Here is a 13526-nt window from a genome sequence, read left to right as displayed (position 1 = left end):
AGGAGGAATCATGGCCAGAAGAACCGTGGCCGCTGCACTCGCCCTCGTGGCGGGAGCCGCCGCTGTGGCCGTCACGGGAAACGCCCCGGCGCAGGCCGCCCCGCCCGGCGAGAAGGACGTCACCGCGGTGATGTTCGAGTGGAACTTCGCCTCGATAGCCCGGGAATGCACCGACCGCCTCGGCCCCGCCGGATACGGATACGTCCAGGTCTCCCCGCCCCAGGAACACCTCCAGGGCGGCCAGTGGTGGACCTCGTACCAGCCCGTCAGCTACAAGATCGCCGGACGTCTCGGCGACCGCACCGCCTTCAAGAACATGATCGACACCTGCCACGCGGCCGGCGTCAAGGTCGTCGCCGACTCCGTCGTCAACCACATGGCGAACGGCTCCGGCACGGGAACGGGCGGGACCCCGTTCTCCAAGTACGACTACCCGGGCCTGTACTCCGGCTCCGACATGGACGACTGCCGCTCCTCGATCTCCAACTACCAGGACCGCGGCAACGTCCAGAACTGCGAACTCGTCCAGCTCCCCGACCTCGACACCGGCGAGGACCACGTCCGCGGGAAGATAGCCGGCTACCTCAACGACCTGCTCTCCCTCGGCGTCGACGGCTTCCGCATCGACGCCGCCAAGCACATGCCGGCCGCCGACCTCGCCAACATCAAGTCGCGGCTCACCAACCCCGGCGTGTACTGGAAGCAGGAGGCCATCCACGGCGCCGGCGAGGCCGTCTCCCCGAGCGAGTACCTCGGCAGCGGAGACGTCCAGGAGTTCCGCTACGCCCGCGACCTCAAGCGCGTCCTGCAGAACGAGAAGCTCGCCTACCTCAAGAACTTCGGCGAGGCCTGGGGCTACATGCCCTCCGGCCAGGCCGGCGTCTTCGTCGACAACCACGACACCGAGCGCGGCGGCGACACCCTCTCCTACAAGGACGGCGCGAACTACACCCTCGCCTCCGTCTTCGCGCTCGCCTGGCCCTACGGCTCCCCGGACGTCCACTCCGGCTACGAGTGGACCGACAAGGACGCCGGACCGCCCAACGGCGGCCAGGTCAACGCCTGTTACACCGACGGCTGGAAGTGCCAGCACGCCTGGCGCGAGATCTCCTCCATGGTCGCCTTCCGCAACACCGCGCGCGGACAGGCCGTCACCGGCTGGTGGGACAACGGCGGCAACGCGATCGCGTTCGGCCGCGGCACCAAGGCGTACGTGGCCATCAACCACGAGACCTCGGCGCTCACCCGCACCTTCCAGACCTCGCTGCCCGCCGGCACCTACTGCGACGTTCAGTCGAACACGCCCGTGACGGTGAACGGATCGGGCCAGTTCACGGCCACCCTCGGCGCCAACACCGCCCTGGCCCTGCACGCGAACGCGATGAACTGCGGCTCCGGCACGACCACGCCACCGACGACACCGCCGCCGATGACCCCGCCCGCCACCCCGGGCGCGTCCTTCAACGCCACCGCCACCACCGTGGTCGGCCAGGACATCTACGTCACCGGCAACCGCGCCGAGCTCGGCGGCTGGTCCCCGGCCGCCGCCCGCAAGCTCGACCCGGCCACGTACCCCGTCTGGAAGCTGACCGTCGGCCTGCCCGCCGGAACGGCCTTCGAGTACAAGTACCTCCGCAAGGACGCCGCCGGAAACGTCACCTGGGAGTCCGGCGCCAACCGCACCGCGACCGTCCCCGCCTCCGGCCTGATCACGCTGAACGACACCTTCCGCAGCTGACCTCGTCTCCTCCCCAGGGCCGCCCCACCGGGGCGGCCCTCCCACCCGTACCCGTACCCCGTCCCTCCTCCAGGGAGCACCCCCGTGACACGCAAGCGAACGGCGGTCGCACTGGCCGCCGCCCTGTGCGCCGCCCTCGTGCCGGCCGTCCCCGCGGCCGCCGCGCCCAGGCCCCCGGCCCCGCCCTCCGACCGGGCGCTCGCGGCCGAGCCCGCCCGCCAGGACCTCACCCGCGAGCAGTTCTACTTCGTCCTGCCCGACCGGTTCGCCAACGGCGACACCTCCAACGACCGGGGCGGCCTCACCGGCAGCCGGACGCAGACCGGCTTCGACCCCACCGACAAGGGCTTCTACCAGGGCGGCGACCTCAAGGGCCTCACGGAGCGGCTCGACTACATCAAGGGCCTCGGCACCACCGCCATCTGGATGGCGCCGATCTTCAAGAACCGGCCCGTGCAGGGGGAGGGAAAGGACGCCTCCGCCGGCTACCACGGCTACTGGATCACCGACTTCACCCAGGTCGACCCGCACTTCGGGACCAACGAGGACCTGGAGAAGCTGATCGCGGCCGCCCACCGCAAGGGCATGAAGGTCTTCTTCGACGTCATCACCAACCACACCGCGGACACCGTCGACTACGCCGAGCAGAAGTACGGCTACCGCCCCAAGGGTGCCTACCCGTACCTCGACAAGGACGGCCGCCCCTTCGACGACCGGGACGCCGTCGGCAAGGTCGACCGGGACTCCTTCCCGTACACCCCCGCGGTCTCCACCGAGAAGGCGGACACCAAGGTCCCGGCCTGGCTCAACGACCCCACGATGTACCACAACAGGGGCGACTCCACCTGGGCCGGCGAGTCCGCCGAGTACGGCGACTTCGTCGGCCTCGACGACCTGTGGACCGAGCGCCCCGAGGTCGTCGACGGCATGCGGAGGATCTACGAGAAGTGGGTCCGCGACTTCAAGATCGACGGCTTCCGCATCGACACCGTCAAGCACGTCGACCTCGACTTCTGGACCCAGTGGGCCACCGCCCTCGACGCCTACGCCGAGAAGCAGGGCCGCGAGGACTTCTTCATGTTCGGCGAGGTCTACTCCGCCGACACCACCGTCACCTCCCCGTACGTCACCCGGGGCCGGCTCGACGCCACCCTCGACTTCCCCTTCCAGGACGCCGCCCGCGCCTTCGCCTCCCAGGGCGCCGGAGCCGACCGGCTCGCCAAGGTCTTCGCCGAGGACTACCGGTACACCACCGACAAGGCCAACGCCTACGAGCAGGTGACCTTCCTCGGCAACCACGACATGGGCCGCATCGGCACCTTCCTCAAGCAGGACAACCCGAACGCCTCCGACACCGAACTCGTCCGCCGGGCCACCCTCGCCAACGAGCTGATGTTCCTGTCCCGCGGCAACCCGGTGATCTACTACGGCGACGAGCAGGGCTTCACCGGCCCCGGCGGCGACAAGGACGCCCGCCAGACCCTCTTCGCCTCCAGGACCGCCGACTACCTCGACGACGACCAGATCGGCACCGACCGCACCCACGCCACCGACGCGTACGACCCCACGCACCCGGTGTACAGGTCCGTCGCCGCCCTGTCGAAGCTGACCCGCGACAACCCGGCGCTCCGCGACGGCGTCCAGCAGGAACGGTACGCCGAGGGCTCCGTCTACGCCTTCTCCCGTACGGACACCAGGACCCGCACCGAGTACCTCGTCGCCGGCAACAGCGCCACCACCGCGAAGACGGTCACCGTCCCCGTCGACTCGGCGAACCTCCGTGCCCTGTACGGCGGCCAGGGAGCCGTGACCGCCGCGCACGGCAAGGTCACCGTCACCGTCCCGGCCCTCTCCTTCCTCGTCCTCAAGGCCGACAAGCCGCTCCCGGCCCCCGCCGTGAAGCCGTCCGTCAGCCTCAAGGCCCCCGAAGCCGGAGCCACCGGCACCGTCGAGCTCACCGCCGACGTCAGCGGCGGCGGCCTCAACCGCGTCGTCTTCGCCGCCCAGACCGGCAACGGCCGCTGGCAGACCCTCGGCACCGCCGACCACGCCCCCTACAAGGTCACCCAGCACGTCACCGCCCCCGCCGGCACCGCCCTGCGCTACAAGGCCGTCGTCGTCGACAGCGCCGGCCGCACCGCGAGCGCCACCGCCGCGAGCACCGCGGGACAGGCCCCCGCGCCCGCGAAGCCGGTCGCCGTCGAGCGCGCCCACGCCGTCGTCCACTACCGGCGCGAGGACGGGAACTACGACGGCTGGACCCTCAAGGGCGCCGGCCAGGAAGCCGCCTTCACCGGCCGCGACGCCCACGGCGCCTTCGCCTGGGTCAAGGTCCCCGAAGGCGCGTCCACCGTCACGTACACCGTCGAGAAGAACGGCACCGCCGACGGCCCGCAGCGCACCGTCGACCTCGGCCGCACCGGCGAGGTCTGGATCACCCAGGGCCAGGACGGCCAGTCCGACACCGCCCCGGCCCCCGCCACCCCGGACCGGACCAAGGCCGTCCTCCACTACCAGCGCGCCGACGGGAACTACGACGGCTGGGGCCTCCACACCTGGACCGGCGCCGCCCAGCCCACCGACTGGTCCAAGCCCCTCCTGCCGGTCCGCTTCGACGCCTACGGCGCCGTCTACGAGGTCCCCCTCACCGACGGCGCGAGCTCCCTCTCGTACATCCTCCACAAGGGCGACGAGAAGGACCTGCCCACCGACCAGTCCCTCGACCTGGCGAGCCTCGGCCACGAGGTCTGGATGCTCTCCGGACAGCCCAAGTACCTCCTCCCGACCGTCGGCGGCGCCCCGAACCTCGACCTCGGCAAGGCCGAGGCCCAGTGGATCGACCGGAACACCGTCGTCTGGAAGGTCAAGGCCACCGAGGCCACCAGCCAGCAGCTGGTGTACGCCGAGGACGGCGGGATCACCGTCACCGACGGCGCCCTGAACACCGAGGGCCGGTGGCTCCGGCTCAACCAGACCGCCCTCACCGACGCCCAGAAGGCGAAGTACCCGCACCTCGAGGAGTACCCCGCCTTCACCGTCGACCCGCGCGACACCGACCGCGTCCGCGACTCCCTGCGCGGCCAGCTCGTCGCCACCCAGCGCGCCGCCAACGGCGCCCTGCTCGCCGCCACCGGCGTGCAGACCGCCGGAGTCCTCGACGACCTGTACGCGAGGAAGGCCACCGGCGCCGCACTCGGCCCCGTCTTCCGCGGCGGCACGGTCGGCCTCTCCGTATGGGCCCCCACCGCGCGGTCCGTCGCCCTCGAACTCGACGGCCGCACCGTGCCCATGCGGCGCGACGACACCTCCGGGGTCTGGTCCGCCACCGGCCCCAAGTCCTGGACGGGCAAGCCGTACCGCTACGTCGTGAAGGTCTGGGCCCCCACCGTCCAGAAGGTCGTCACCAACAAGGTCACCGACCCCTACTCGACCGCCCTCACCACCGACTCCACCCGCAGCCTCGCCGTCGACCTCACCGACCCGAAGCTCGCCCCCGCCGGCTGGCGCGGCCTGAAGAAGCCGGCCGCGGTCCCGCTGCGCGACGCCCAGATCCAGGAACTCCACATCCGCGACTTCTCCGTCGCGGACCCGACGGCGAAGGCCGACCACCGGGGCACCTACCTCGCCTTCACGGACAAGGCGAGCAAGGGCTCGCAGCACCTGCGCGACCTCGCCGCCTCCGGCACCTCCTACGTCCACCTCCTCCCGGCCTTCGACATCGGCACCATCCCCGAGAAGAAGTCCGACCGGACCGAGCCCGCCTGCGACCTCAAGGTCTACGCCCCCGACTCCGAGGAGCAGCAGGCCTGCGTGGCCGCCGCCGCGGCCGAGGACGCCTACAACTGGGGCTACGACCCGCTGCACTACACCGTCCCCGAGGGCTCCTACGCCACCGACCCCGAAGGCACCCGCCGCACGGTCGAGTTCCGGCAGATGGTCCAGGCCCTCAACGGCGACGGCCTGCGCACCGTCATGGACGTCGTCTACAACCACACCGTCGCCGCCGGACAGTCCGACAAGTCCGTCCTCGACCGGATCGTCCCCGGCTACTACCAGCGCCTCCAGGCCGACGGCACCGTCGCCAACTCCACCTGCTGCGCCAACACCGCGCCCGAGAACGCGATGATGGGCAAGCTCGTCGTCGACTCGATCGTCACCTGGGCCAAGGACTACAAGGTCGACGGCTTCCGCTTCGACCTCATGGGCCACCACCCCAAGGACAACATCCTCGCCGTCCGCAAGGCTCTCGACGAGCTGACCCTCGCCGAGGACGGCGTCGACGGCAAGGCGATCATCCTCTACGGCGAGGGCTGGAACTTCGGCGAGATCGCCGACGACGCCCGCTTCGTCCAGGCCACCCAGAAGAACATGGCCGGCACCGGCGTCGCGACCTTCTCCGACCGGGCCCGCGACGCCGTGCGCGGCGGCGGCCCCTTCGACGAGGACCCCGGTGTCCAGGGCTTCGCCAGCGGCCTCTTCACCGACCCCAACACCTCCACCGCCAACGGCACCCCGGAGCAGCAGAAGGCCCGCCTCCTCCACTACCAGGACCTCATCAAGGTCGGCCTGACCGGCAACCTCGCCGACTACTCCTTCACCGACACCTCCGGCCGTACGGTCAAGGGCAGCCAGGTCGACTACAACGGCGCCCCCGCCGGGTACGCCGCCGCACCCGGCGAGGCCCTCGCCTACGCCGACGCCCACGACAACGAGACCCTCTACGACGCGCTCGCCTTCAAGCTCCCGGCGGGCACGCCGGCCGCCGACCGGGCCCGGATGCAGGTCCTCGCCCTGGCCACCGCGACCCTGTCGCAGGGCCCGGCGCTCTCCCAGGCCGGCTCGGACCTGCTGCGCTCCAAGTCCCTGGACCGCAACTCCTACGACAGCGGCGACTGGTTCAACGCCATCCACTGGGACTGCCGCGACGGCAACGGCTTCGGCCGCGGCCTCCCGCCGGCCCCCGACAACAAGGCCAAGTGGGGCTACGGCAAGCCGCTCCTGGCGAACCCGGCTCTGAACGCCGGCTGCGGACAGATCGACGGCGCCTCCGCCGCGTACCGCGACCTCCAGAAGATCCGCACCACCGAGCCGGCCTTCTCCCTCGCGACCGCGGGCCGGGTGCAGGACGCCCTGTCGTTCCCGCTCTCGGGCCCCGAGGAGACCCCGGGCGTCATCACGATGCGCCTGGGCGACCTGGTGGTGGTCTTCAACGCGAGCCCGCGGGAGCAGACGCAGCGGGTCTCCGGCCCGGCCGGGACGGCGTACGCCCTGCACCCGGTGCAGGCGAACGGTTCCGACACGGTCGTGAAGGCGTCGTCCTACGAGCCGGGTTCGGGCACCTTCACGGTCCCGGCGCGGACGGTGGCGGTCTTCAAGGCGAAGTGACGGCCCCCGGGGTGAGCGACCGCTCCATCAGGGTCACCCCGTAGCGCGTGCCGTCGGCGGCGAGCTTCCCCGGCTCCTCGCCGACGGCACGGTACCCCGCGGCCTCGTAGTACGTGCGGAGCCGCGGGTTGTCCGACAGACAGTCCAGCCGGGCCACCCGCCTCCCGCCCGCCGCGACACGGCCCTCCGCGTGCGCGAGCAGCGCCCGGCCGGTCCCGGCGGGCGCGGATCCCCGGTCCGTCATCAGCCGGTGGACGTACCCGGCGACCGGCGGCTGCGGGCCCCAGGCCTGCTCGTCCTCCCACCACAGTTCGTAGGCGCCGACGGCGAGGCCGTCGTGGTACGCCAGCCACACCTCACCGGCGGCGACGCGCGCACGGAAGTGGGCGGCGCTCTTCCCGCCGGGCTTCCACTGGTCGATCCCGTTCCGCAGCATCCAGCGGGCCGCGCCGTCGTACATTCCCGCCAGCAGGTCCACGTCGCGGGTGTCCGCCTGCCGGAAGGTCACTTGTGCCGTCATGGCGATCACCGTAAGGGTGTGGCCACACCATCCGACAGTCGTATCCCTCTGGCCGGGAGTACCCCATGCCGCAGATCACCGTCGAACACTCCGCGTCCCTCGACCGGCGCGGCTTCGCGCGCGCCCTGCACCCGCTCGTCGTCGAGACGGTCGACACGACGCTCGGCGCCTGCAAGACCCGCTTCCGCGAGGTCGACGAGACGGTCGTCGGGGACGGCGCCGCCGAGGAGGTCCTCGTCCACGTCGAGATCGCCCTGCTGACGGGCCGTACGGACGCGCTCAAGGGGCGCCTCGCGGAGGCCGTCCTCGCCCTCCTGCCGGAGTACGTGAAGGCGCCCGACGGGGTGCGTCTCTCGGTCGAGGTCCGCGACCTGGAGGCGTCCTACCGCAGTCGCTGACCGGGTACGGAGGGCGCCTCGGGCGTGACCGCGGGCACCAGTGCGACGAGCCGGGCCACCAGCTCCCCGAAGGGGCCGTCGGCCGGCTCGTCCGCGAGGATGCCGACCAGGATCGCCGCCATGTCCTCGTCGTACGCGGCACTCACCGCGGCGAGAGCCCCGAAGTCGTGCACGAGCTGCAACTCCAGCTCGGCGCGCGGGACCCGGCGGCCGTCCAGCCAGATCAGCGCCGTCGACTCGGCGAGCGACACCCAGGAACGCACGACCAACTCGATTCTGGCCGAGGGCTTCTCGACCTCGAGGTGGGCGAGGATCTGCACGTAGGCGGCGTGCCGCACCTCGTCGATCATCGCGTTCGTCGTGGAGGAACCCACCGCGGGCCCGCCGCGCATCAGCGCCGCGAATCCCGGACCGTGGTCGTCGACGAAGTCGAAGAACCGGCCCATCACCCGCAACAGCCGGGCCCCCAGCGGCCCCTGCGGAGGCTCCACGAACCGGGCCGCCAGCTCGTCGGCCGCGCGCCGCAGCGCCGCCTCGTAGAGGCTCTGCTTGCCGGGGAAGTAGTGGTAGACCAGCGGCCGCGAGATCCCCGCGGCAGCGGCGATCTCGTCGATGGACACCTCGTCGGGAGAGCGGTGGCTGAAGAGTTCGAGGGCCACCCCGATCAGCTGCTGCTTGCGCTCCTCGACGCCCATCCTGCGGCGTACCCCGGTCGTCATACGAACAGCCTAACGTCGTCCGATACGCTCCTGCCCCATGAGCGCTTCCGACCAGGACACCCCGGCCGTCAAGGCCACCGAGGCCCCGGAGGCCCCCGAGGCCGAAGAGGCCGACACCGTACGCGAGAAGCCCTCCGCCGGGGGGCCGAGGACGGCCGCGGCGAAGGTTCCCGACGAGGCCGCCGCGGACGAAGAGCTCGACGAGGCGGACGACGACGCCGACGGCCGCGGGGACGACGACGCCCTCGACGGCGAACGCGACGAGGACGACGCCGCCGTCGAGGACGACGATCCAGCGGCCGACGGCCTCACGCCCAAGCAGGCGCGGCGCATCCGCGTCGCCGTCGCCTCCGTGCTGCTCGTCGCGATGGCCGTCGTCCTGGTGATCCGCCTCGCGAGCCGGACGTCCGTCCTGGTCGTCGGGGTGTACGGACTCGCGATGATCCTCTGCGGGATCGTGATCGAGCTCTCCCGCAACGGCCGCACCCGGCTGGGCACCTGGCTCCTGGTGGGAGGCCTCCTCGCCGCGCTCGCCCTCGACTGGCTGGTCCTGCCGTAAGGCCTGTCGATCAGGCCGGGCTCGCGGCGTGACCGACAGGACACCACACGGACCTCAGAGGTCGAGGACGAGCCGCTCTCCCGCGCAGCGCGAGACGCAGATCAGCATCGAGGCGTCCCGTTCGGCCTCGGTGAGCAGATCGTCCCGGTGGTCGACATCGCCCTCCAGGACGACCTGCCGGCAGGTTCCGCAGAAGCCCTGCCGGCAGGAGTACATGAGGCCGGGGACCTCCTCGCGGACCGCCGCGAGGACCGACTGGTCCGCCGCCACCCGCACCGTGCGTCCGGAGCGGCGCAGTTCGACCTCGAAGGCCGTGCCACCGGTCGTCGCGACGGCCGAGAAGCGCTCCAGGCGCGGGGTCAGGCCCTCCGGCATCGCCGCCGCGACGGCCTCCATGAGCCCGTCGGGACCGCAGCAGTAGACCGGGGTCCCGGCCGGTACGCCGGCGAGGAAGCCCAGGTCGGGGTGGCCGGACTCGTCCTCCGCGACGACGGTCACCCGCTTGCCGGCCCGGCCGAGGGACTCGATCTCCGCCAGGTACGGCATGGTGGCGCGGCTGCGCCCGCAGTACACGAGCCGCCAGTCCGCCCCGGCCGCCTCGGCGGCGCGCAGCATCGGCAGGACCGGCGTGATGCCGATGCCGCCGGCGACGAAGACGTACGCGGGGGAGCCGACGAGCGGGAAGCGGTTGCGCGGGCCCCGGATCTCGATCTCCACGCCCTCGTGGAGCTGCTCGTGGACCTCGCGCGAGCCGCCCTGCCCGCTCTCGATCAGCCGGGTCGCGACGGTGTACGCGGTGGGGTCGGCAGGGTCGCCGCAGAGCGAGTACTGCCGGACGAGCCCGGAGGGCAGGACGAGGTCGACGTGCGCGCCGGGCTGCCAGGCGGGCAGTCCGCGTCCCTCCAGGCGCAGTTCGACGACCCCGTCGGCCGGCGTCGCGCGCGCGGTGACGAGGACCTTGCGGGGGACGGTGCTGCCGCGGCCGTATCCGGAGACGGGCTCGTCGAGGGCCGGCATCGGCCACAGCGGGGCCGTCGTCATCCGGCCGCGGACGGCGCGGCGGACCAGCAGCGCGGCCCCGGCGACGAGGGCGACGGTGGTGAACCGGGGCATCAGCGGCCTCCGTTGGCGCCGGGGGAGGAGGCCAGGTAGGCCATCGCCTGCGCGGTGTCGCCCTCCTGGGAGGGGTGGTAGGCGCGGCTGAGGTAGCGGGGGATCGAGCGCAGCATGTCGGGGGTGGAGGGCAGCACGCCCTGCCGGCCCTTGCGGACGAACTGGCCGATGGAGGCCTTGCCGTCGAGGAGGGTGGGGTCGTTCTCCATGAAGAAGCGGACGCCCCGCTGCCACAGGAAGACGAGCGCGGAGAAGGCGAGCGCCCAGGTGCGGGCGCGGCGCCGGTAGCCGCCGTCGAGGTGCATGAACAGCTCGAAGGCGACCGAGCGGTGCTCGACCTCCTCCGCGCCGTGCCAGCGCAGCAGGTCGAGCATGGTGGGGTCGGCGCCGACCCGGTCGAGCGCGTCGGCGTTGAGCACCCAGTTGCCGAGGAACGCGGTGTAGTGCTCGATCGCGGCGATCATCGCGACCCGCTCCATCAGCCACCAGCGGCGCGGCCGGCCCGGCGGCAGGGTCCGGTCCCCGAGGAGCTTCTCGAAGAACCAGTCGACCTGCGCGGTGTACGGGGTCGGGTCGAGGCCCTGCTCGCGGAGGTGGGGCAGGACGTCGTCGTGGGCCTGGGAGTGGATGGCCTCCTGGCCGATGAAGCCGATGACGTCCGCGCGCAGCCGGTCGTCGGTGATGTACGGCAGCGCCTGCTGGTAGACGTGCACGAACCAGCGCTCGCCGGCCGGGAGCAGCAGGTGCAGCACGTTGATGGTGTGCGTGGTGAAGGGATCGCCGGGTACCCAGTGGAGCGGAGTCTCCTCCCAGTCGAAGGAGACCTTGCGGGCCTTGAGCTCGACGTGCTCCGACGCCACCGGTGCAGGCTGCGTATTAGACATGGCGTCAATGTACTGAGGGGTAGCGCGGTGGAACAGAGGGGTGCACCGTCTTTCTGACCGGCGGCCTCACCTCAGGGCACGCATCCGGCTCCCGTCCTGCAGCGTGCCGTCGAGGTCGGCCCGGGCCCCCGCCGCCGCCTTCACGGCCAGCAGCGGTCCGTCGGACCGGCCCCTCACCCCGCCGGAGGTCTCCAGGGCGGTGACGTCCGGACTCCCGGCCGCCAGCACGTACCAGCCACCGCTCGGGGCCTGCCAGAGCACCCCCGCCAGGACCCGGGGGTCCCGCACACCGCAGGCGGGCGACCCTTCGGAACGGGCCGCGAGCGCGGCGGGCACGGCGGGCGACGGCACCAGGAACTGGGCGAGGACCCGGCTGCCCGTGCCGCGCCAGGTCTCCGCGCGGGTGCACAGCCAGGTGCCGCGCCCGGCTCCCTCGGGCAGGGGCTGGCGGGCGAACCGCCAGGCGTTCACGGACCGGACGCCGTGCGCCCGTACCGCCGTCAGCTGGCACGCGGTCCGCGCCCAGGCCTGGCGCGCCTCCGGGCCCGTGGCGTCGGCGGGGGCGGCGGGCGGCCCCCAGAGGAGCCGGGCGGGCGCCAGCTCCCCGAGGTCGGCGAGCATCCGGAGTCCGGAACCGTCCCGCACCTGGAGCGTGTTCCAGCGCGTGCAGCCCGTCGCGAGCGCGGGACTCGTCATCGGCTCGGTCACCCCACCGGCGTCCCGCCCCAGCGGCCTCGCCTCCTCACCGGGCGTCAGGAGATCCCGTACCGACGTCTCCCTCACCCAGGGCGCCGTCAGATAACGGACGTTGCCGGCCGCGCGGGACAGGACGAGCGCGGCCGAGCCGACGGCGTCGGCTCCGTCGGTCCGCGCGAAGTCGAGCGCGGCACCGGCCGTGCCCGCGACGGGCTCCGCGTACCGCACGGCCCGCAGCCCGTCGTGGAGTAGGACCACCCGCGCCCCGTCGACCACCCCGGCGAAGAGCAGCTGGGGCGGTCCCATGGGCGGGCCCACGGGCGTCCCGGGCGTGGCGGAGGACCGCACCGACGGGCCGGGCCGCGCCCAGACGGCGAGCGCCCGCCGCAGCAGCGCGCGGTCCCCGGTCAGCGCCCCGCGCGCGGGCCACACGGAGAAGTCCTGCCGGGTGGAGCCGGGCCAGACGGCCGCCCCGACCCGCTTGAGGGCCCCGGGGTCGAGCGCGGCCTCGGCGGCGGGGTTACGGGCGTACGAGGGAGCGGCAGCACCGTTTCTGCCCCACCCGTCCCCCGGCAGCCCGAGCAGCGCCCCACAGACGAGCAAAGCGGCGACGGCCACGGCCCCGGCCCGCCCGTGCTGCCGGCGCCGCAGCAGGTCGGTGGGGCGCGCCTGGAGCGCGCAGGGGTCGAACTCGTCCGATTCGAGGAGGGAGACGCCACTGCGCCGGCCGCCGGGGGCGAAGGGAGCGCGACCGCCGGAGGCGGTGCCGGGGCGGGCACCGTCACCGGCGGCCGCGGTCCGGGGTGCGCCGTCGGTGCCGTCGGCGACCCGCTCCGTACGGCCGTCCCCCGGCCGCCCGGCCGACGGGAGGTCCGGAGCGGCGGGGGCCCCGTCCGGCGTGCCCCCGGACGTGCCCTCCGGCGAGCACCCCGCCCCGGTTTCCGGCCCGTCCTCCAGCGCGTCCGCCTCCGCCAGCGCCGACGCCGGATCCTCCACCCCCGCCGCCCTCAGCACCCGCAGGACCTCCGCGTCGCCCTGGCGCTCCAGGCCCCGCAGGACGTACGCCGCACGGCCGGGCCCGGAGAGCCGGGACAGCCGCTGGTCCAGGGCGAGTTCGTCCGCGCCCCCCACCCGGGGGAAGAGCCGCAGCCCCCACACGTGCGGCAGCAACGGCGGGAACTGCGCCCGGCGCGGCAGCGCGAGGCGCCGCAACGGCAGCCCCGCGACCAGCGCCTGCCGCAGCACCTCACCCCGTACGTACGCGTATCCGGGATCGACCGCGTCCTCCGACAGCCGCGGCTCCGGCACGGCCGGACCCACTACCCGGCGGCGGGGCAGCGCACGCTGGACGAGCGCGTGCGCGGTCAGCACCCGGCGGTTGCGGCCGAGCGACGGCGGCAGCACGAGGTAGGCGATGCGGACGAGACGCGGATAGCGCTCGACGAGCGCGGCCTCGGCCTGCTCGACGTCGACGGGGCCCACGGGCGAGGGAACGGGATCCTTGGTGCTCACGT

The 13526-nt window shown here is 73.0% G+C and carries 9 protein-coding genes; 4 read left to right on the top strand and 5 right to left on the bottom strand.

The features are described from left to right. Positions 1–10 precede the first annotated feature (10 nt). Together OG392_RS11000 and pulA are read left to right on the top strand one after the other, a co-directional pair. On the top strand, positions 11–1738 hold the full coding sequence (locus OG392_RS11000; protein WP_329278072.1) for a carbohydrate-binding module family 20 domain-containing protein: 1728 nt from the start codon (positions 11–13) through the stop codon (positions 1736–1738). An 84-nt stretch (positions 1739–1822) separates the two neighbouring features. Further along, positions 1823–7123 carry a pullulanase-type alpha-1,6-glucosidase gene (gene pulA / locus OG392_RS10995; protein ID WP_329278070.1) on the top strand — a complete coding sequence of 1767 codons (5301 nt, stop codon included), beginning with the start codon at positions 1823–1825 and terminating at the stop codon, positions 7121–7123. On the opposite strand, the gene OG392_RS10990 is transcribed toward pulA, so the two are convergent. Next, positions 7110–7643 (bottom strand): GNAT family N-acetyltransferase, encoded by a 534-nt coding sequence (locus tag OG392_RS10990; protein ID WP_329278068.1) that lies wholly within the window; start codon positions 7641–7643, stop codon positions 7110–7112. The two genes, pulA and OG392_RS10990, sit on opposite strands and share 14 nt — an antisense overlap. Before the next feature lie 65 nt (positions 7644–7708). Between OG392_RS10990 and OG392_RS10985 the strand changes: the two genes are divergently transcribed. Then, positions 7709–8041: a 5-carboxymethyl-2-hydroxymuconate Delta-isomerase gene (locus OG392_RS10985; RefSeq protein WP_329278065.1), complete on the top strand. Its 333-nt coding sequence runs from the start codon at positions 7709–7711 to the stop codon at positions 8039–8041. On the opposite strand, the gene OG392_RS10980 is transcribed toward OG392_RS10985, so the two are convergent. Further along, positions 8026–8760, bottom strand: coding sequence for a TetR/AcrR family transcriptional regulator (locus tag OG392_RS10980; protein WP_329278063.1), 735 nt, complete (start codon positions 8758–8760; stop codon positions 8026–8028). The genes OG392_RS10985 and OG392_RS10980 overlap by 16 nt on opposite strands. Positions 8761–8797: 37 nt before the next feature. Between OG392_RS10980 and OG392_RS10975 the strand changes: the two genes are divergently transcribed. Beyond that, positions 8798–9319, top strand: a complete 522-nt coding sequence (locus OG392_RS10975) for a hypothetical protein (RefSeq protein WP_329278061.1) — start codon at positions 8798–8800, stop codon at positions 9317–9319. 54 nt (positions 9320–9373) lie between these two features. Here OG392_RS10975 and OG392_RS10970 read toward each other — a convergent pair whose 3' ends face one another. From OG392_RS10970 to OG392_RS10960, 3 genes are all read right to left on the bottom strand, one after another. Further along, a complete protein-coding gene (locus OG392_RS10970) occupies positions 9374–10432 on the bottom strand; it encodes a PDR/VanB family oxidoreductase (protein ID WP_329278060.1) in 1059 nt (352 codons plus the stop codon). After that, complete coding sequence (locus OG392_RS10965; protein WP_329278059.1) at positions 10432–11316, bottom strand: metal-dependent hydrolase; 885 nt, start codon at positions 11314–11316, stop codon at positions 10432–10434. The genes OG392_RS10970 and OG392_RS10965 overlap by 1 nt, the downstream gene beginning before the upstream one ends. Positions 11317–11382: 66 nt before the next feature. After that, on the bottom strand, positions 11383–13524 hold the full coding sequence (locus tag OG392_RS10960) for a hypothetical protein (RefSeq protein ID WP_329278058.1): 2142 nt from the start codon (positions 13522–13524) through the stop codon (positions 11383–11385). Positions 13525–13526: the final 2 nt, after the last annotated feature.

It is taken from the genome of Streptomyces sp. NBC_00691 (assembly GCF_036226665.1).
GTDB lineage: Bacteria > Actinomycetota > Actinomycetes > Streptomycetales > Streptomycetaceae > Streptomyces.
This window is presented reverse-complemented; position numbering and strand designations above follow the sequence as displayed.